Below are 19,468 nucleotides of genomic sequence, written 5' to 3' on the forward strand. Positions count from 1 at the left end.
CTTATAGTGGAGCTTTTCCGGCGCGTCAACGCCCGTGGCTGCGAAAGCGCGCCCGCGATGGCAAATAGCCAGCGTGCAATGCCCTGCGGCAGGTTTTTGCCCCGCTCAACGGTTCTTGAAGTTGGCCAGGCGCTTCTCCGTGAAGGCGCCCATGCCCTCCTTCTGGTCGTCGAGGGCGAACATGGCATGGAACACGCGCCGCTCGAAGCGCAGCCCCTCGGCCAGCGTGGTCTCGTAGGAGCGGTTGACAGCTTCCTTCGTCATCATGACGGCGGGAAGCGAGAAGTCCGCGATCGTACCGGCCGCCTTCAATGCCTCCTCGATCAGCTCTCCCGGCGGCACGACGCGCGAGACGAGGCCGGAGCGCTCCGCCTCCGCCGCGTCCATCATCCGGCCGGTCAGGCACATGTCCATGGCCTTCGACTTGCCGACGAAACGGGTCAGGCGCTGCGAGCCGCCCATGCCGGGCATGACGCCGAGCGTGATCTCCGGCTGGCCGAACTTGGCGTTCTCCGCCGCGATGATGAAGTCGCACATCATGGCCAGTTCGCAGCCGCCGCCGAGCGCGTAGCCGGCCACGGCCGCGATGATGGGCTTGCGCACCCGCGTCAACCCGCCCCAGCCGGCGAACAGGTCCTCCATATAGGCGTCGATATAGGTCTTCGGCATCATCTCCTTGATGTCGGCGCCGGCGGCGAATGCCTTTTCGGAGCCTGTCAGGACGATCGCGCCGATCCGCGCGTTCTCGTCGAACGCCTGCATCGCGGCGACGACTTCCTCGAGCACCTGCGCGTTGAGAGCGTTCAGCGCCTTCGGCCGGTTCAGCGTCACCAGGCCAACCCGGTCGCGCGTTTCCACCAAGATCGTTTCATAGGCCATGCGTATGTCCTCTCCGTGTTCCTTCACGCCTAGCGTTGGCAGGCGGGGCAATGAAAAGTCGAACGACCGCTCTGGACGATCCGCTGGACCGTGCCGCCGCATCCCTCGCGGCGGCATGGATCGTCTTCGCGGTCATAGACGTTGAAGCGGTGCTGGAAGTAGCCCAGCGAGCCGTCGGTCTGCACGTAGTCGCGCAGCGACGACCCTCCGGCGGCGATGGCCTCGGCGATCACCGCGCGGATCGCTTCGGCCAGCCTCTGGCTGCGTTCCGATACGCCGGCCTTGCCGGACACGGTGTCGGCCATGCGGCGCGGCGACAGGCGCGCGCGCCACAGCGCTTCGCAGACATAGATGTTGCCGAGGCCGGCGATCAGCCTCTGGTCCATCAGCGCGGACTTGAGCGGCGTGCGCCGGCCGCGCAGCAGATCCGCCAGAAGGGCGCCGTCCAGGATGTTACCCGTCGGCTCGACGCCGAGGCCGGCCAGAAGCGGATGGCTGTCCAGCGGTCCGTCCTCGTGCAGCAGCATGAAACCGAAGCGGCGCGGGTCGTTGTAGACGATGCGCAGCGAACGCCCGCTGGCTCCTGTCAGGTGAAAGACCGCGTGATCGTGCTTCTCTGCCTTGGAGCGCTCGTGGTGGAACACGCCGGGCATGGCATCCTCGTCGTCCTGGTCGATGCGGAACGATCCGGACATGCCGAGATGGCAGAGCACCACATCGGCGGTATCGAGATGGATCAGCAGATACTTGGCGCGGCGCCCGAGCGCCACGATCTGCCGTCCGGCGAGGTGGCCTGCGAAATCGTCCGGGAAGGGAAAGCGCAGATTGGGCCGGCGCAGCTCCACCATCCGGATCCGGGCGCCTTCCATCGCGGGCTGCAGCCCGCGGCGAACGGTTTCGACCTCGGGCAGTTCAGGCATCGTTGGCAAGCTCGCTCAGGAAGGACGTGCCGTGCCGGCCGGCCGGCAGGTCGAGATGCTCCGCAATGGTTTCGCCGATATCGGCGAAGGTGGCGCGCACACCGACCGAGGTGGCGTTGATATCGGGGGAGGCGCCGATGACCGGCACGCGCTCGCGCGTATGGTCGGTGCCGCTCCAGGTCGGGTCGCACCCATGGTCGGCGGTCAGGATCAGCATGTCGCCCTCGCGCATCAGCGCCAGCGCATGGGGCAGGCGGCGATCGAACGCCTCGAGTGCCGCCGCATAGCCCGGCACGTCCCGCCGGTGGCCGTAGAGCGTGTCGAAATCGACGAAATTGGCGAAGACGAGATCGCCGTCCCGCGCATCCTCCATAGCCTTCAGCGACGCCTCGAACAGCGCCATGTTGCCGGCGGCCTTGCGCACCTCGCTGACGCCCTGATGAGCGAAGATGTCGCCGATCTTGCCGATGCCGATCACGCGCCCGCCGGCCGCTTCGACCCGGTCGAGAAGGGTCGGCTCGGGAGGGGGAACCGCATAGTCGCGCCGGTTGGCCGTCCGCTCGAACTCCTGCTCGTTCTCGCCGATAAACGGCCTTGCGATGACACGTCCAATGTTGAGCGGATCGACCAGTTCCCGAACGATCTCGCACAGCGCGTAAAGCCGTTCGAGGCCGAAATGCCGCTCATGCGCCGCGACCTGGAAGACGGAATCGGCCGAGGTGTAGCAGATCGGCTTGCCGCTGCGGATGTGCTCCGCGCCCAGCCGGGCGATGATTTCCGTTCCCGAGGCGTGGCAGTTGCCGAGAATTCCCGGCAGCTCCGCCTTCTCGATGATCGCCTGCGTCAGGGCGAGGGGAAATGTCGGCTCGCTCTCGGGGAAATAGTTCCAGGCGAAGGGCACGGGCACGCCGGCGATCTCCCAGTGGCCGGAGGGCGTGTCCTTGCCGAGCGACCTCTCGCTCGCCGCGCCGTAGAAGCCGGTGGTGGAGCCGAGTGACGCGGCATTCCGCCCGGCGGAAAGAGCCGCCGCGTGGGCGAGGCCGAGGGACTTCATGTTGGGAAGCTTCAGCGGGCCGCGGCGCAGACCCTCCCGATCACCCCGGCCCTCGGCGCAGGCTGCCTCGATGTTGCCGAACGTATCGGCCCCGGCATTGCCGAAAGCCACGGCGTCCGGCGCATGGCCGATGCCGAAGGAATCGAGAACGAAGAGGAAAGCGCGCGCCATTGGGAACAACACCATTGCTGCCGATGTTCCAGACATAAGAGCGCAGCACCGGCTTGGCAATCAGCCAGGACCGGCGCTGCGATGCAAGGGGGCTTTGCACGGCGGATTTCACCGCGCAAAGCCGGGGACCCGTCAACAGTCGGGGCAGGGAATGGTGCGGCTCATGCGTGGACGCAGGTAATAGCGCTCGCTCATCTCCATATTGTCGAGGCCGACCATCGCGGTCAGGCCGAGGGTCTTCTTGCCGCTCTCCGACCAGGTGATGATCGGCTTGTAGCCGAGATCCGCGGTCGCCCAGATGTAGAAACTTCCCCGGGTCTTGAGCTTTTCGGGCACCTCTGCGGAACTGCCCGGTTTCAGGGCTTCGCTGGTTTTGCCGTCCTGCAGCTTTCGCGACCAGACCACTCTCACCTGTGGTGTGGGCTCGTCGGTGATCTCGACAGCCGTGACGATGATCTTCGGCGGCGACCGCTTGTAAGGGGTCAGAAGCGCTCCGCCGATCTTCATGATCGCATCGACCTCACCCGGCGTGATCGAAGGCTGCTGGGCGATCAGGTCGCCCACCGTGCTGGCCACGCGGCTGACCTTCTTGTTGGTGTCGATGGCCTGGGCGAACTCCAGCGTCAGGAAGTAAAGTCCGAACAGGAGAGGTGCGACGAAGATGAACTCCAGTGCGGCTACGCCGCGCCGGTCGGACGCGAAGCGGCGCATCTTCGTGAGAAAGCCGTGCCGGCGATCGTGCTGCGGCTTCGCGGCCATAGCGTGTAAGATCGGATTGTTGCACATTGGTTCGTTCCCTGATCTTCGTTGGTCGCCTGATCGCCGTGCGTCCATCCGGACTGGCAAAGGACGATCTGAATTACTGGTGGGACGTCGCAGCAGCCGGAAACCGGCTTCCGCTGTCCGCTCCTATGCTCCTAGAACGGTTCGTTTTGCCAAGTCGCAGAGGAGAACAGCATCAGCTTGCCGTCGGGCAGCGTCTCCGCCAGAAGGTTGGTGATCACCGGCCAGCGGTAGTAAACCCGCAGCATGTTCTTGGAGAGTGCCGGGCCGAGATCGACCTTGGTCTTGATGCTGCCGTCGGGATTGAAACTGACCGTGGCCTTTGCCGCGTCCTCGAAGGTGTCGAACTGTCTGAGGTCGACCGACAGTCCGGGGCAGGTGCTGGAGACCAGGATCGTCATCCGCTGGCACACCATCTGGCGCAGCTTTGTTTCGTTGAACGTCGGCCCAGCCTGCTCCCTGCCGGTGCGGAACTGGCGCGCCACGTCGTCGGTTGCGTTGGCGACCAGCTGCTGTGCCGCAAACGCGATGCACGCCTCCAGGATCGCGAAGATCAGGATGAGGAAGGGCAGAGCCAGAAGGGCAAACTCGACAGCCGTCGCGCCTTCCCGATTCTTGACGAACCGCTGCAGCAGCCGTCGCTTCATGGTGGGCCGGCCGCCCGAGTGCGTCTTGCCTGTATCTTTCATGTCCAAGCCCCCGAGGCAAAGATGATTGGCGTGATCCTAGCGCGTTCCGGTTGCATTCCGGTTTTGCTGATCACTCAAAACATCGATGGGGGCTTAACGATCTGCTAACCAACCGGAGGGCGAGGAGCGCCCTTTCCAGGTCGTCCGCCTCTCCGCATACCGAAGGCTTATTGACCTGCGCCGATCTCGACCTCGGAGGTGCGCTCCGCGTCGGTCTTGTAGGCGCTTTCGCAATAGGGGGTGCAGGACAGCGTCTGGATCTTCGCGCGGCGATAGATGCGGACCGACTGGACCGCCTGCCGGCTGACGACCACCTGCTCGTCGACGATCGGCTGGCCGTCGATGTCGAGCACCACGAGATTGGTGACGCCGAAGCCCTTGCCGGTCAGAACGATGGTGTTCGCATCCTGCACGGCGGCGTCGGCGATCTCGGGATTGCCGATGACGATCGTGTCCGCGGCGCGCGCCAGCTTGACGATCTTTGCCTGGTTCATCACCACGCTGATGCCGGTTTCCGCCTTCGCGATTCCCGTGGCAGCGAGCATGCCGGCTGCGAGCACCGCGCCTAGAAGCACATGTCTGGTCTGAAAGAATGCGGCACGCATCGCCCGGCTCCCCAATTCAAGCTGAAGAGACTATGAAGCCGAATGGTGAACCAAGCGTTAAGTGCCGGCAGCCTGTGGTGGCGGGCCGGAGTCTGAAAACGCGCCGCCGTTGAGCGCCTGACATTATATATATACGCGGGATCGATGGACCTCCGAACCCGCCTCCGCCTTAGTTGCCGATTAACCAACCCGCCGTCTTCCACACGGAAAGGTTTTGGTAATGGTGTTTCTTAAGCCGGCCGAAAGAGCTTCCCCGTATGGTCAGGCCATCCGATCAACACACCAAGAAACGTTGACGGTCCTGCTGTTAAACAAAACGCGGAAGAGGAGTACTTCTCATGGCTAATCTGTTTGCACGTTTTATGAAAGACGAGTCCGGCGCCACCGCCATCGAATACGCGCTGCTGGCCGCGCTGATCGCGCTCGGCATCATCGCCGGCGCCCGCACGCTCGGCACGAGCATCAACGCTGCCTTCACCGGCGCGGGCGGTACGCTTGACGGTGCGCTCCCGGGCGGTGGCTGATATCCGAGCCTAGTCTAGTCAGTAGTGCAGGCGGCCGCTTCAGGATTGAAGCGGCCGTTTGCTTTTGCGGTGCGGGCAACCGCTTCACCAAGCATTAAGGCGGGCTGCCTTATTGTTGCGGCGTCAAGCGCGGACGGTCATCATGTTGGAAGCAATCATCTTTGTCGTATTCCCCTTCTGCATGGCCTTCGCGGCCGTGTCGGACATGTTGTCCATGACGATCGCCAACCGCGTTTCCGTCATTCTCCTCCTGACCTTCGCCCTCATCGCGCCTTTGACCGGCATGAGCTGGGCGGCCTACGGCATGCACTTCGCCGCCGGCGCCCTGGTCCTCTCGGTCACATTCGCGCTCTTCGCGCTGGGGGGAATGGGCGGCGGCGACGCCAAGCTGCTCAGCGCGACGGCGGTCTGGTTCGGCTTCGGATTTGGCCTCCTCCAGTATCTGGTGGTCGCATCCATGATCGGCGGTGTCCTGACCATGGCGATCCTTTACTATCGTGGCTCGCCTCTGGCGCTCATGACCGGCAACAACACGTTCCTGCGGCATTTCGCGAATGCCAAGACGGGCGTGCCCTACGGCATCGCGCTTGGCCTCTCGGGCCTGATCACCTTTCCGGAAGCCCCGCTCATTCAGTGGGCGCTGGAGCGGCTCGCCGTTCTCTGAGCGCATCTGCCGGCGCGTCTCCACGTCGTTCCGGCCCGACATGTCTGCTCTTTGCTCCGGCATCCTTCCGATTCAAGCGCGCCATCTCCGGGCCTTGGGCCGAAGCTGCATGCGCGGCCGCCGCAATCCCACGCTGGCCGGGATGTTTCCATCCCTGCGGGAATGCTGCCGTCCATGATCGTTAAACTTTAAATTAATCACGATCGTAAGGTTATCGTTAACCCTAATTTGACGATTGCCGCCCCATTCTCCGGGTCACGTTAGGGAACTATGGGTGCGAGGGGCGTCGTTATGAACAAATCCCGGATCGTCATTCTAGGCGTCGCCGTCATGGCGGCCCTTGGCGCCGGCTACGTCGCCAAGAACCTGACGGCGCCGGCACCGCAGCAGCCGATCGCCGACGCCGGCCCGCAGCAGCCGGCGGTCGAGCTGGTCGACGTGCTCATGCTGAGTCAGGACGTCCCGATGGGGACCGAGCTCGCCAGCGCATTGAGCTGGGAGGCCTGGCCCGCCGACAACATCAATGCGAGTTTCATCACGCGCGACCAGAGCCCGCAGGCGCTGGACGAACTGCGCAACTCGATCGCCCGCGTGGCGCTCTACTCCGGCGAGCCGCTGCGGCGTTCCAAGCTGATCGGCGAGGGGATGAGCTTCATGTCTGCGATCTTGCCGACCGGCAAGCGCGCCGTTGCCACGCAGATCGCGGCGGACACCTCCGCCGGCGGCTTCATCCTGCCGAACGATTTCGTCGACGTCATTATGACGCGCCGCGCGCAGGAGGCCGCGACGACCGGCGGCTTCATCACGGAGACGATCCTGAAGAACATCAAGGTGCTGGCCATCGACCAGACCATCCAGGAGGACGAGGAGGGTCGCCGGGTCAAGGTCGGCGAGACCGCCACCCTGGAGCTCTCGCCCGAGCAGGCGGAGATCATCACGGTCGCGCAGCAGATGGCGGACCGCCTGACACTTTCGCTGCGCGCCATCACCGACACGAATGTGCCGCCCGAGGACGACGGTGCCTACCTCGTCTCCGGCGCGGGACGGGGCAACAGCGTGCGTCTGATCAAATCGGGCGAGGTCACCGAAGTGGGGACGCGGAAATGACGGCGACGAGCAAGACGGGTTTAGCCATGAAGATGTTCGCTGGAACCAGCCGTCCCGGCCGGATCGCTGCGCGCCTGATGCTCGGCTGCGCGGCGCTGGTGGTGGCGGACATGATGCTGCAGCCCGGCATCGCCCATGCCCAGCAGGGCTTGGTCAAGACGAGCGGCGGGCAGGCCTCCGGCCAGCGGGTCAAGCTCGGCCTGAACAAGTCGCTGGTGATCGATCTGCCGGGCGACGCCTATGATATCCTGGTCGCCAACCCGTCGGTCGCCGACGCGGTGACCCGCACGGCGCGGCGCATCTACCTTTTCGGCAAGCAGGTCGGCGAGACGAACATCTTCGTGTTCGGCGCCAATGGCGATCAGATCGCCAGCCTCGAAGTCGCGGTCGAGCGCGACGTGGCCGGGTTGGAAGACCACCTGAAGCGCTTCATTCCGAATTCCGACATCGACGTCGAGCTGATCAACGACAACGTCGTGCTGACAGGCACCGTCGAGACGCCGCTCGACGCATCGCGCGCGGCGCAACTCGCCGAAATCTTCGTGACGGGCGGTGAAGCGACCACCGGTCAGTATTCGCAGAGCGCGGCGGCGCCGACCGATGGCGGAGGGGTGGCGATCAACAACCCGGACCAGAAGCGCCAGCAGAGCCGTATCGTCAATATGCTGAAGATCATCGGCGAGGATCAGGTCACGCTCAAGGTGACGGTCGCAGAGGTCAGCCGCTCGGTGATGAAGCAGCTCGGCGTCAACATGATCGGCTCCGGCAGCGCCGACGGCATTTCCTGGGGCGCGGTGGCGGACAATGCTTTCGGCCTCGGCAAGCCGCTGTCGCCGACCCAGTTCTCGCTCGGCGGTTCACTGATCGACGCCTATGTCAATGCCATGGAGCAGGCGGGCGTGATGAAGACGCTGGCCGAGCCGGCGCTGACCGCCGTATCCGGCGAGAAGGCGGTGTTCCGCGTCGGTGGCGAGTTCAACATCGTTACTGCGCAGGAGGTCGATGCGGAAACCAATGCGCTCAAGTACGACGTGCAGAAGATCGACTACGGCATCGGCCTCGAGTTCCAGCCGACCGTGCTGTCGGCGGGGCGCATCAGCCTGAAGATCCGTACGCAGGTGTCCGAGCCGACGATGCAGGGTTCGCAGACTTTTGCCGCCGGCATGGGGCGCGGACGGCGCTATCGCGACGCGTCCAGCATGAACGCCATCTCCATCCGCAAGCGTCTGGCCGACACGACTGTCGAACTGCCCTCGGGCGGCTCGATGATGATCGCCGGTCTTGTCCAGGACGACGTGCGCCAGGCCTTCAACGGCGTGCCGGGTCTCTCCAAGCTCCCGGTGCTGGGCACGCTCTTCCGCAGCCGCGACTTCGTGCGCAACGAGACCGAGCTGGTCATCATCGTCACGCCCTACCTGTCGCGGCCGGCGGCGCGCATGGCGCTCGCCAAGCCGGACGACAATTTCACGCCGGCCAGCGATGGCGCGGGCATGTTCCTGGGCCGCGTCAACCGCGTCTACGGGACGATGAAGACCAACCTGCCCAACGGCCGCTACCACGGCGTTGTCGGCTACATCTACAAGTGAGCGGGGAAAAGCCATGTCTGGGCTGGTTACGATGAAGCAGAACCGTTCGCGGACGGGGGGTTCCGGGGCGACCGCAGCGCGCCGCGCCGGCTCGTTGCTGGTGGTCGCGGGCGTGGCGCTCCTGTCGGGATGCAGCTTCGCCAAGCGCGATTCGGTGATCGTCGGCTCGGTGCCGGACGATTACCGCACCAACCATCCGATCGTCATCTCCGAGACGACGCAGCAGATCGACCTGCCCGTCGGCCACTCTTCGCGGCGCCTGACGCGTGAGCAGGGTTCGACCCTGGCGGGCTTCCTCGACGGCTACGACACGCGTGCCGGAGGACCGGTGACCATCCTCGTGCCGGCCGGCTCGGCCAACGAGCTGGCAGCATCCAACATCGCCGCGGACATGACGGACTTCATCCGCGCCCGGGGTGTTCCCGGCGAGCGGATCGCCGTTCTCGCCTATCAGTCGCCTGCGCCGGATGCGTCACCGCCCATCCGGGTTTCCTATCCGGCGGTCAAGGCATCGACGAATGCCTGCGGCCGCTGGCCGGCGGACCTGATGGACACCACGGACAACAAGCTGCACGCCAATTTCGGCTGCTCCTATCAGAACAACCTCGCCGCTCAGGTTGCCAACCCGACCGACTTCCTCGGTCCGCGCAAGCAGACGGAGATCGATGCGGAGAACCGCATGGGCGTGATCGATCGCTACAAGGGCCTGAAGGAGAGCAAATACGAGCCGGGCAAGGTTGCCGCAGAGATGCGTAGCAACCGGGAAGTCAATTACTAGGCGGGCGACCGAGGGGCATGAAATGAGCAATCTGGCCTACGAAACCGATCACAGCGAGATCGCGACGCACGAGGCGGACCAGGCGCTGCAGACACTGCGCCCGGTGCCGCGCATTTCGATCCAGGCCTTTTGCGAGACCGAGGCCGTCTCCAGCCCCATCGAGCGGGCCGGCGAGGACCGGCGCATGGCCAAGGCCCATCTGAAGGTGCATATGGGCGGCGTCGCGACGGCGGTCGAGTTCTACCAGACCGCCGCCACGCCGAACCTGATCATCGTCGAATCGGCCAGCGAGCCGAAGGAGATGATCGCCTCTCTGCAGCAGCTCGCCCAGGTCTGCGACCCGAGCACCAAGGTGGTTATCGTCGGCCACTACAATGATGTCTGGCTCTACCGCGAACTGATGCGGGCGGGCATCTCCGAGTATGTGGTCGCGCCGATCTCGATGGCCGACATCGTCAGCGTCATCGCCAACATCTTCGTCGATCCCGACGCCGAGCCGGTGGGACGGTCGATCGCTTTTCTCGGCGCCAAGGGCGGCGTGGGGTCCTCGACGCTGGCGCACAACATCGCCTGGTCTGTCTCCACCCTGTTCGAGAGCGAGGTGGTGGTCGCCGATCTCGATCTCGCCTTCGGCACCGCCAACATCAATTTTGACCAGGATCCCGCCCAGGGCATCGCCGAGGCGGTGTTCTCGCCGGAGCGTATCGACGAGGTCTATCTCGACCGGCTCCTGGCACAATGCGCCGAGCGGCTGTCGCTGCTGGCCGCGCCGTCCACGCTCGACCGGGTCTATGATTTCGACTCCGAAGCCTTCGCGCAGATCATCGACACGACGCAGCGCACCGCGCCGGTCCTGGTGCTCGACATCCCCCATATCTGGAGCGGTTGGACGAAGACGACGCTGGCGCGCGCCGACGAGGTCGTCATCACGGCGACACCGGACCTCGCCAATCTGCGCAACACCAAGAACCTGATCGACACGCTGAAGAAGCTCAGGCCGAACGACGCCCCGCCCAAGCTGATCCTCAATCAGGCGGGCATTCCCAAACGCCCTGAAATCTCGCTGGAGGATTTCAGCGAACCCCTGGGCATCACGCCTCTGGCGACGATCCCGTTCGACCCGCAGCTCTTCGGCAACGCCGCCAACAACGGACGGATGCTGGGCGAGATAGACGCCAAGAACCCGGTCGTCGAGACGATCAACGACCTGGCGCACATGCTGACCGGACGGCGCGAGATCAAGGTGAAGAAGAAGGCCGGATTGTCCGGCGTGCTGGAACGGTTGAAACGCAAGAGCTGAGGCGGATCGGTAGCAGTCGATGTTCGGAAAGCGAGGCAATAGCAGCGGTCATCCCGCAACGCCCCACACCCAGGTTTCCCGGGCCTTCGAGGGTGCGGGAACGGATCTGCTGACGCCCGAACGGCCCGCCCCGGAACGATCCGCGCCGGAACGGCCGGCCACTGAGGAGCATGCCGAACGGCCGGCAGCGCCCGCGCCGCAGCCCCGGGTCGAGCCGCCCAAGCCGATGGCGCAGCCCGCCGCGCGGCCGTCCGGCACGACGCGCGTGCGCAGCGAATCCTATTACGACACCAAGAGCCAGGTCTTCTCGGCGCTGATTGAGACCATCGACCTGTCGCAGCTCGCCAGCCTCGACCCCGACAGCGCGCGCGAGGAAATCCGCGATATCGTCAACGACATCATCGCGATCAAGAACTTCGCCATGTCGATCTCCGAGCAGGAGGAACTGCTCGAGGACATCTGCAACGACGTCCTGGGCTACGGCCCGCTGGAGCCGCTGCTCGCCCGCGACGACATCGCCGACATCATGGTCAACGGCGCCCAGCGCGTCTACATCGAGGTGGACGGCAAGGTCGAGCAGACCAATGTCCGCTTCCGCGACAACCAGCAGCTCCTCAACATCTGCCAGCGGATTGTCAGCCAGGTCGGCCGCCGCGTCGACGAATCAAGCCCGATCTGCGACGCGCGCCTGCCCGACGGATCGCGCGTCAACGTCATCGCGCCGCCGCTGTCGATCGATGGCGCCTCGCTGACCATCCGCAAGTTCAAGAAGGACAAGCTGACGCTCGACCAGCTCGTGCGTTTCGGGGCGATCTCGCCCGAGGGCGCCGAGGTCCTGAAGATCATTGGCCGCGTGCGCTGCAACGTGCTGATCTCCGGCGGCACCGGCTCGGGCAAGACGACTCTGCTCAACTGCCTGACCAGCTTCATCGACAAGGACGAGCGCATCATAACCTGCGAGGACTCGGCCGAACTGCAGCTCCAGCAGCCGCATGTGGTGCGCCTCGAGACGCGCCCGCCAAACCTCGAGGGCGAGGGCGAGGTGACGATGCGCGATCTTGTGCGCAACTGTCTGCGCATGCGTCCCGAACGCATCATCGTCGGCGAGGTGCGCGGCGCCGAGGTGTTCGACCTGTTGTCGGCGATGAATACGGGTCACGACGGCTCGATGGGAACCATTCACTCCAACAGCCCGCGCGAGTGCCTTAACCGTATCGAATCCATGGTGGCGATGGGCGGGTTCTCCCTGCCGCAGCGCACCGTGCGCGAGATCATCGTCGGCTCGGTGGACGTCATCATCCAGGCCTCGCGCCTGCGCGACGGTTCGCGCCGCATCACCCACGTCACCGAGGTGATCGGCATGGAAGGCGACGTGATCATCACCCAGGACCTGATCCTGTATGACATGAAGGGCGAGGACGCGAACGGTCGCATCCTCGGCGAGCATGTCTCGACGGGCATCGGCCGGCCGCATTTCTGGGATCGCGCACGCTATTACGGCGAGGAACGGCGTCTGGCCACGGCCCTTGAAGCCATCGAGAAGAAGGCGGACTAGCCATGACCGGTGGCGCAACGAAACACGCAAGCGGGTTCTGACGCATGTTCGGCCTCGACATCATGTTGGTCGCCTTCATCGCGCTGGCCGGGTGCAGCGCCGGGGCGTTGGCCTATGTCTTCATGTTCAACAGCATCGCCGAGGAACGCAAGGCGGGCCGGCGGCTCGAGACCATCAAGAGCGCGCAGACCGACCGGGCGATGGTCAAAGCCTCGCGCGACCGTGTCGCCGAGGTCGCCAAGCGGCGCAAGTCGATCCAGGATTCGCTGAAGGAGCTGGATGATCGCCAGAAGACGCGTGACAGCAAGATCCGCAAACCGCCGCTGAAGCTGCAGCTGAAGCAGGCCGGCATGTCGATCTCCGTCGAGCGTTTCCACGTCATGTCGGTGGTCAGCGGCCTTTCCTGCACCGTGGTCGTTTTCCTGCTCGGCGCCCCGCTGATCGTCCTGCCCGGCGCGCTCGTCGTCGGCATACTGGGCCTGCCGCGCTGGTATGTGTCCTTCAAGCGGAAGCGCCGCGTGAAGGCCTTCCTGAACGAGTTTCCCAACGCGCTCGACGTGATCGTGCGCGCCGTCAAATCCGGCCTGCCGATCAATGACGGCATCCGGCTGATCGCCAGCGAGGCGCGCGAACCGGTGAAGACGGAATTCCGCCGCATCGTTGAATCGCAGCAGATGGGCATATCGACCCCCGAAGCCTGCATGCGCATGGGCGATTCGATGCCCTGTCCCGAGGCGAACTTCTTCGGCATCGTCATCCAGATCCAGTCGCAGGCTGGCGGTAATCTGTCGGAAGCGCTCTCCAATCTGTCGCGCGTGCTGCGCGACCGCAAAAAGATGAAGGCCAAGGTGCAGGCGCTGTCCATGGAGGCCAAGACCTCGGCGTGGATCATCGGCGCGCTGCCCTTCATCGTCGCCTTCCTGGTCTACATCACCAGCCCCACCTACATCATGCCGCTCTTCACGACGAGCGTCGGCCATCTCATTCTCGGCGTCTCCGGCGTGTGGATGACGATGGGTGTCCTCGTGATGCGCAAGATGATCAACTTCGAGGTCTAGCGATGCCTGGGAACTATGTCGGCGCCATCATCGATCCGAGCTTCCTGATCGCGCTGTTCGTGGCGATTGCCGTGTTCGCGACGGTCTTCACCCTCCTGCCGGCCTTCGGCGGCGATCCGCTGAAGGCGCGGATGAAGAATGTCGCCCTCGAACGCGAGGAGCTGAGGGCGAAGCAGCGTGCGCGCCTTGCGGCGGAGGCCGAGCAGCGGCGGCGCGGCGGGCTGCGGGAAGAACATTCGATGGGAATGCGCGCCATCGTCGAACGGCTCGACCTGCGCCGGGCGCTGGCGGACGAGGCGACGGTCGCGAAGTTGCGCATGGCCGGCTTCCGCGGCCAGAACCCGCTGACGAAGCTGCTGTTCTTCCGTCTGGTCCTGCCGATCGTGGGCTTCGCCATGGCGGCGATCTACATCTTCCTGATGAATGGGCTGCCGGAACAGCCCTTCTTCATCAAGATATTCGTCTGCATGCTGGTCGCCTATGCGGGCTTCTATGCGCCGGTGCTGTATGTCTCCAACCTGGCTTCGAAGCGCAAGCAGTCGATCCAGCTGGCCTGGCCCGATGCGCTCGACCTGATGCTGATCTGTGTCGAATCCGGCATGTCAATCGAAGCGGCGTTCCGCCGCGTCGCCGACGAGATCGGCGCTCAATCCGTCCCGCTGGCGGAAGAGCTCGTGCTGACCAATGCCGAGCTGTCATTCCTCCAGGAGCGCCGACAGGCCTACGAGAATCTGGGCGCGCGCACCGGTCTCGACACCGTCAAGAGCGTCACGCAGGCGTTGACGCAGGCCGAGCGCTACGGCACCCCCGTCAGCCATGCGCTGCGCGTCCTGGCGGACGAGAGCCGCGAGATGCGCATGACCGCGGCCGAGAAGAAGGCGGCTGCCCTGCCGCCGAAGCTGACGGTCCCGATGATGCTGTTCTTCCTGCCGGTCCTGTTCGCCGTGATCCTCGGCCCCGCCGGCATCCAGATCAAGGAACAGGGCCTGTTCTGACAGCGGAGATCGCGCCGTCGAACTGTACCGAGTTGAGAGCAAGGAAAAGCCGGCGCCGCGGGAAGACCCGCAACGCCGGCTTTTCTCGTTCCGCTATCGGTCAGTTGCGCGTTTTCTTGTTGTCGTCGGAGATCTGGCTCCAGGCGTTCTGCTGGGACATCATCGAGCGCAGATAGGCGACATTGGCTTCCGCCTGGTCCGGCGACAGTTCCTGGCGGGCGATCTGCTCGGCCTCGTCGAAGCGTCCCTGCAGGCCGATGACGAGCGCCAGGTTCTGCCTGACGCGGCTGTCGGCCCCGCTGCCCTGCGAAGCCTGGCGCATATACTGTTCGGCGGACTGCAGGTCGCCTTCGAGCAGGTAGGACATGCCGAGATTCGACAGGATCGAGGCTTCGTTGGGCTGGAGATTCAGCGCCTTGCGGTAAAGCGCGCGCGCCGCGTCGGCCTGCCCGAGCTGGTCGAGGATCGCGCCTTCGGCGGACAGGAGCCGCCAATCGGGATACTCGGGCGTCTGGGCGCGGCGCACCGCGTCGAGCGCCGGCTGCAGTTCGCCTGCGGCGGCGAGCGCCTTGCCGTAGGCGGCCAGCACTCCACGGTCTTTCGGATGGTCGATCGCCGCCTTGCGCATGACCGCCAGCGACTGGTCGACGTTTCCGTTCATCTGCAGGACGTTGGCATAGCGCAGCGCGGTCGCCTTGTCCTTGGGCTGCTTGGCGTAAGCCTGGCCGAGCGCGTTGGCCGCCTGATTGAGTTCAGTGCCGTTCATGCTGGCGACGCTGGCCGCCGGCGTGCTGCGGCTGACCGAGCCGGTCGTCATGCGATCCTTGGCGCAGCCGGCGACCGACGCTGCCATAACGAGCGCCAGCGCGGTCATTGCTAGTCTGTTTGCAGTTGCATTCGTGCGCTGTTCGGTAAACATCTGGCGCGCCCTCCGATTGGCTTCGGCCGCCCTCCGGCCAACTCTTAAGGAAGAGAAATATTCCGTTAACCCTAACGGAGCGTTAAGACGGCGCTCACGCAGGCACAGAAGGAGACAGGAAATGCCCCTCACGCTCGTCGCCCGGAAGGAGGAGAATTCCCTCCCGGTCTACCCGGTTCAGGCCGGCAGGCTCGAGGCTGTCGCAGCGCCGCCGGAAGCGCTGGCCTGGGCGCGGATGCACGGCTTCAATGGGGCGGCGGGCAAGGTCCTGACGATCCCCGGCAAGGACGCGGCGCTGGCCGGCGCCTTTATCGGCATCGGCGAGGAAGGCGAGATGACGGCCCTTACCTCGGGCGGGCTGGCGCGGCATCTGCCGGAAGGCGCCTGGCACTTCGCCACCGCGCCGGACGAGGCGGAGCTGGCGGCGCTGGGCTTGATGCTCGGCTCCTATGCCTTCACCCGTTATGGCAAGAAGCCGCTGCCGGAGATTCGCTTCGCCGTGCCGCACGGCGTCGATGCGGCGCGTGTCGGGCACCTGGCGGAGGGCAGCTTCCTGGCGCGGGACCTGATCAACACGCCGGCCGGCGACATGGGTCCCGACAGGCTGGAGGCGGCGGCGCGGGCGCTGGCCGAGCGCCACGGAGCCAAGGTCTCGGTCATCGAGGGCGACGCCCTGCTCGATGCCAACCTGCCGATGATCCACGCCGTCGGCCGCGCCTCTGCGATCGCCCCGCGCCTGATCGACCTCACCTGGGGAACGCCCGACGCGCCGAAGGTGACGCTGGTCGGCAAGGGGGTTTGCTTCGACACGGGCGGGCTCGACCTGAAGCCCGCCGCCGGCATGCTCCTGATGAAGAAGGACATGGGCGGCGCGGCGAACGTGCTGGGCTTGGCGCTGATGCTGATGGCGTCGAAGGCGCGAATCCGCCTGCGTGTGCTCATTCCGGCGGTCGAGAATGCCGTCTCGGGCAACGCGTTCCGCCCCGGCGACGTCCTGACGAGCCGCAAGGGCCTGACCGTCGAGATCGGCAACACCGACGCGGAAGGGCGTCTCGTCCTCGCCGACGCGCTGGCGCTGGCCGACGAGGAGGCTCCGGAGATGCTGATCGACATGGCGACGCTGACCGGCGCGGCGCGGGTCGCGCTCGGCCCCGATCTGCCGCCCTTCTACACCGATGACGATATTCTGGCGGATGCGCTCGCCCGGGCGTCCATGGCGGTCGCCGACCCGCTCTGGCGCATGCCGTTGTGGAAGCCCTACCGGGCGCGGCTCGATTCCAAGATCGCCGACATGAACAATGTGTCCCTTGACGGCTTCGCCGGTTCGCCGATCGCCGGCCTGTTCCTCGGCCGCTTCGTCGAGCAGGCGAAAAGCTGGGTGCATCTGGACATCTTCGGCTGGAACCCGACCGACAAGCCCCATGCGCCGGTCGGCGGCGAGGCGCAGGGCATCCGCGCCCTCGAACGCGTGCTGGCGGATCGTTACGGCGGTTGAGGCCTCTTGCCTCGACGTCTCTTTCCCGGCATGAATGATACGGAGCCGAAACGGTTCCGTATCATTCACGAGCGGCGCGAAACGCATGCGCTTCGCGTGCTGCGCCGGGAGATCGGGCAAACGGGATGGCGATCCAGTTACGGCCGAGCCAGGCGCTTCGGCTCTGGCAGCAGACAAGCCTTGCCGAGGTGCGCGGCCAGCGGCCCGACCTGACCGAACGGCAGATGGCGATCCTGCTCACCATCTATCTCGACCCACCGCCGCACACGGTGCGCGGCCTGGCCGACCGGCTGGGCGTGACCAAGCCCGTCATCACCCGCGCGCTCGACACGATGGGCGCGATGAAGCTCGTCTCGCGCCACCGCGACGAGCGCGACCGGCGCAACGTTCTCATCAAACGCACCGTCGAAGGCGCGCTGTTCGTCGAACGCTTCGGCGACGTGGTCGTCGCGAAAGCCCAGGAGTTGCCCCTATGACGTCCCTTGACCGCCGCCTTCATGCCCACCGGGCGGACCTCGCCGATGCCCGCCTGCGCGGCGCGGTCGAGGCGGAACGCTTTGCCGAGGGCGCGCCGGCGCGGGTCGTCGTGCCCGTCCTCAACATCCACGCCGCGCCACGCTCCTCGTCGGGGGTCGACACGCAGATGCTGTTCGGTGACGCGGTGCGCGTCTTCGAGCGCAGCGATGGCTGGGCCTGGATGCAGGCCGAGCGCGACGGCTATGTGGGCTATGTGGAGGAGGCGGGCCTGGGCGATGCCGCAGCCGAGCCGGATCACGTGGTGGCCGTGCCGCGCAGCTTCGTCTACCCGGAGGCCGAGCTGAAGGCGCCCATCGTCATGGCGCACAGCATGGGGGCGCGCGTTGCCGTCACGCAGGTGGTCGAGAAGCGCGGAACGCACTACGCATTGCTGGCCTCGGGCGGCGCGATGATCGCCCGTCATCTCCGGCCGGCGGGGGAGCCGGCCGAGGACTATGTTGCAGTCGCCGAGAGCTTTCTGCACACGCCCTATCTGTGGGGCGGCGCGAGCGGTTTCGGCATCGACTGCTCGGGCCTGGTGCAGCTTCCCATGCGCATGGCCGGTCGCCTGGTGCTGCGCGACACCGACATGCAGGCGGACAGCATCGGCACCGTCATCGACCCCGCCGAAACACCGCTGCGGCGCGGCGATCTGGTGTTCTGGAAGGGCCATGTGGCGATCATGCTCGACGGCGAGACCATGCTGCACGCCAACGGCCACAGCATGAGCGTGGCGCGGGAGCCGCTGGCCGAGGCCGTCGAGCGCATCGCGGTGCTGTATGGACGGCCGACGCTCTACCGGCGCCCGTGAATGCAGCCGGGCGATCGAGCGGGCTCAGTACCCCACTTTGGGATCGACCAGGTTCTCCAGCGCTTCGCCGCGCTCGAACGCTTCCATCTGCCTGAGCATCGGCGCGGCCAGATGGGCGGGGTCCGAAACGGCGGCGGCGTGCGGCGTGACGAAGACCCGGGGATGGGGCCACAGCGGGCTTTCCGGCGCCAGCGGCTCGCGCTCGAAGACATCGAGGCTGGCTTCCTTCAGGGTGCCGTCCTCCAGCGCACGCAGGATGTCTGCCTCGCGCTGCAGGCGGCCGCGGCCGGCATTGATCAGGCAGGGTCCGCCGAGCGGGCCGTCCTGCCTGAGGCGGGAGAGGACGGAGTGGTCGATGATTCCCTCCGTCGCCGGGGTCAACGGCAGAAGCACCACGAGAATGTCGGTGGCGTTGAGGAAGGGCGTCATGCCTTCCGCGCCGTGGAAGGTCGAGACGCCATCCATCGTCCTGACGCCACGGCTCCAGCCATTGACCTTGAAGCCCAGTGCCAGGAGCGCGCGCGCCGCATGCCGCCCGAGTTCGCCGAGGCCCATGATCCCGACGGAAACCTCGTTTGCCGGCGGCTGCTGGGCGTCGCGCCAGACCTTGCGGGCCTGCTGCGTGCGGTAGTGGATGCCCTGCCGGTGGTGGTCGAGTACGCGCCAGCAGACATACTCGCACATGTACTGCGTCAGGTTGTCGGCGATGACGCGAACGATGGGCACGTCCGGCGGCGGGTCGCCGGTGAAGATATGGTCGACGCCGGCGCCGATCGAGAAGATCACCTTCAGGTTGGGCAGCCGCGACAGGATGCCCGGCTGCTGCTTCCAGACGACCGCGTAGTCGATGGACGGGTCTTCCGCGCCCGCCGGCTCGAGCACCACGTCGCGCTTCTTCGACAGGAGGTCGTACCAGCGCTGTGGGTTGAAACCCGTGACGGACAGAAGAATGCGGCCGCGTGCCGGTGTGCTCATGATGTGCCTCTGAAACTCAACGAGCGCCATGTGTCCGCCCTGGACGTCAGCATACGCTCCGATCGACTGATCTTATGCATCGTG

At 65.6% G+C, this 19,468-nt stretch carries 20 protein-coding genes; 12 read left to right on the plus strand and 8 right to left on the minus strand.

Annotated features, from left to right (window positions below):
• Positions 1-105: 105 nt before the first annotated feature.
• The 6 genes from NA2_RS08260 to NA2_RS08285 form a co-directional block, all read right to left on the minus strand.
• Positions 106-879, minus strand: coding sequence for an enoyl-CoA hydratase (locus NA2_RS08260; protein WP_008596130.1), 774 nt, complete (start codon positions 877-879; stop codon positions 106-108).
• A gap of 29 nt (positions 880-908) precedes the next feature.
• Entirely contained in the window at positions 909-1,799 is an 891-nt protein-coding gene (mutM, locus tag NA2_RS08265; RefSeq protein WP_008596131.1) for a bifunctional DNA-formamidopyrimidine glycosylase/DNA-(apurinic or apyrimidinic site) lyase, read from the minus strand.
• Entirely contained in the window at positions 1,792-3,024 is a 1,233-nt protein-coding gene (locus tag NA2_RS08270; protein ID WP_008596132.1) for a phosphopentomutase, read from the minus strand. The genes mutM and NA2_RS08270 overlap by 8 nt, the downstream gene beginning before the upstream one ends.
• Before the next feature lie 132 nt (positions 3,025-3,156).
• Positions 3,157-3,783, minus strand: coding sequence for a TadE/TadG family type IV pilus assembly protein (locus tag NA2_RS08275; protein ID WP_008596133.1), 627 nt, complete (start codon positions 3,781-3,783; stop codon positions 3,157-3,159).
• Between the two features lie 158 nt (positions 3,784-3,941).
• Entirely contained in the window at positions 3,942-4,496 is a 555-nt protein-coding gene (locus tag NA2_RS08280) for a TadE/TadG family type IV pilus assembly protein (RefSeq protein ID WP_008596134.1), read from the minus strand.
• Positions 4,497-4,663: 167 nt separating this feature from the next.
• Positions 4,664-5,101, minus strand: coding sequence for a pilus assembly protein N-terminal domain-containing protein (locus NA2_RS08285; protein WP_008596136.1), 438 nt, complete (start codon positions 5,099-5,101; stop codon positions 4,664-4,666).
• 338 nt (positions 5,102-5,439) lie between these two features.
• Between NA2_RS08285 and NA2_RS08290 the strand changes: the two genes are divergently transcribed.
• The 9 genes from NA2_RS08290 (at position 5,440) to NA2_RS08330 (ending at position 14,668) form a co-directional block, all read left to right on the plus strand.
• The gene (locus tag NA2_RS08290) at positions 5,440-5,625 is read left to right on the plus strand and encodes a Flp family type IVb pilin (RefSeq protein ID WP_008596138.1); all 186 of its coding nucleotides are present in this window, start codon (positions 5,440-5,442) and stop codon (positions 5,623-5,625) included.
• A 142-nt stretch (positions 5,626-5,767) separates the two neighbouring features.
• Positions 5,768-6,289, plus strand: a complete 522-nt coding sequence (locus NA2_RS08295; protein ID WP_040677192.1) for an A24 family peptidase — start codon at positions 5,768-5,770, stop codon at positions 6,287-6,289.
• A gap of 291 nt (positions 6,290-6,580) precedes the next feature.
• The gene (cpaB, locus tag NA2_RS08300) at positions 6,581-7,396 is read left to right on the plus strand and encodes a Flp pilus assembly protein CpaB (RefSeq protein ID WP_008596141.1); all 816 of its coding nucleotides are present in this window, start codon (positions 6,581-6,583) and stop codon (positions 7,394-7,396) included.
• A gap of 26 nt (positions 7,397-7,422) precedes the next feature.
• Positions 7,423-8,982 (plus strand): type II and III secretion system protein family protein, encoded by a 1,560-nt coding sequence (locus NA2_RS08305; RefSeq protein WP_008596142.1) that lies wholly within the window; start codon positions 7,423-7,425, stop codon positions 8,980-8,982.
• 13 nt (positions 8,983-8,995) lie between these two features.
• Positions 8,996-9,760 (plus strand): CpaD family pilus assembly protein, encoded by a 765-nt coding sequence (locus NA2_RS08310; RefSeq protein ID WP_244423611.1) that lies wholly within the window; start codon positions 8,996-8,998, stop codon positions 9,758-9,760.
• Positions 9,761-9,782: 22 nt separating this feature from the next.
• On the plus strand, positions 9,783-11,060 hold the full coding sequence (locus NA2_RS08315) for a CpaE/TadZ family protein (protein ID WP_008596146.1): 1,278 nt from the start codon (positions 9,783-9,785) through the stop codon (positions 11,058-11,060).
• A 19-nt stretch (positions 11,061-11,079) separates the two neighbouring features.
• Positions 11,080-12,615: a TadA family conjugal transfer-associated ATPase gene (locus NA2_RS08320; RefSeq protein WP_008596147.1), complete on the plus strand. Its 1,536-nt coding sequence runs from the start codon at positions 11,080-11,082 to the stop codon at positions 12,613-12,615.
• A 44-nt stretch (positions 12,616-12,659) separates the two neighbouring features.
• The gene (locus NA2_RS08325) at positions 12,660-13,673 is read left to right on the plus strand and encodes a type II secretion system F family protein (RefSeq protein ID WP_008596148.1); all 1,014 of its coding nucleotides are present in this window, start codon (positions 12,660-12,662) and stop codon (positions 13,671-13,673) included.
• A 2-nt stretch (positions 13,674-13,675) separates the two neighbouring features.
• On the plus strand, positions 13,676-14,668 hold the full coding sequence (locus tag NA2_RS08330; RefSeq protein WP_008596149.1) for a type II secretion system F family protein: 993 nt from the start codon (positions 13,676-13,678) through the stop codon (positions 14,666-14,668).
• Between the two features lie 100 nt (positions 14,669-14,768).
• Here NA2_RS08330 and NA2_RS08335 read toward each other — a convergent pair whose 3' ends face one another.
• Positions 14,769-15,587, minus strand: coding sequence for a tetratricopeptide repeat protein (locus NA2_RS08335; RefSeq protein WP_040677195.1), 819 nt, complete (start codon positions 15,585-15,587; stop codon positions 14,769-14,771).
• A 121-nt stretch (positions 15,588-15,708) separates the two neighbouring features.
• Between NA2_RS08335 and NA2_RS08340 the strand changes: the two genes are divergently transcribed.
• The 3 genes from NA2_RS08340 (at position 15,709) to NA2_RS08350 (ending at position 18,409) form a co-directional block, all read left to right on the plus strand.
• A complete protein-coding gene (locus tag NA2_RS08340; RefSeq protein ID WP_008596152.1) occupies positions 15,709-17,082 on the plus strand; it encodes a leucyl aminopeptidase family protein in 1,374 nt (457 codons plus the stop codon).
• 125 nt (positions 17,083-17,207) lie between these two features.
• A complete protein-coding gene (locus tag NA2_RS08345; RefSeq protein ID WP_008596153.1) occupies positions 17,208-17,558 on the plus strand; it encodes a MarR family transcriptional regulator in 351 nt (116 codons plus the stop codon).
• A complete protein-coding gene (locus NA2_RS08350; RefSeq protein ID WP_008596155.1) occupies positions 17,555-18,409 on the plus strand; it encodes a C40 family peptidase in 855 nt (284 codons plus the stop codon). Before NA2_RS08345 ends, NA2_RS08350 begins: the two co-directional genes overlap by 4 nt.
• A 24-nt stretch (positions 18,410-18,433) precedes the next feature.
• Here the strand turns inward: NA2_RS08350 and NA2_RS08355 are convergent, their stop codons facing one another.
• Complete coding sequence (locus NA2_RS08355; RefSeq protein WP_040677262.1) at positions 18,434-19,384, minus strand: 2-hydroxyacid dehydrogenase; 951 nt, start codon at positions 19,382-19,384, stop codon at positions 18,434-18,436.
• Positions 19,385-19,468 lie beyond the last annotated feature (84 nt).

This window comes from Nitratireductor pacificus pht-3B (assembly GCF_000300335.1).
GTDB classification, from domain to species: Bacteria; Pseudomonadota; Alphaproteobacteria; order Rhizobiales; family Rhizobiaceae; genus Nitratireductor; species Nitratireductor pacificus.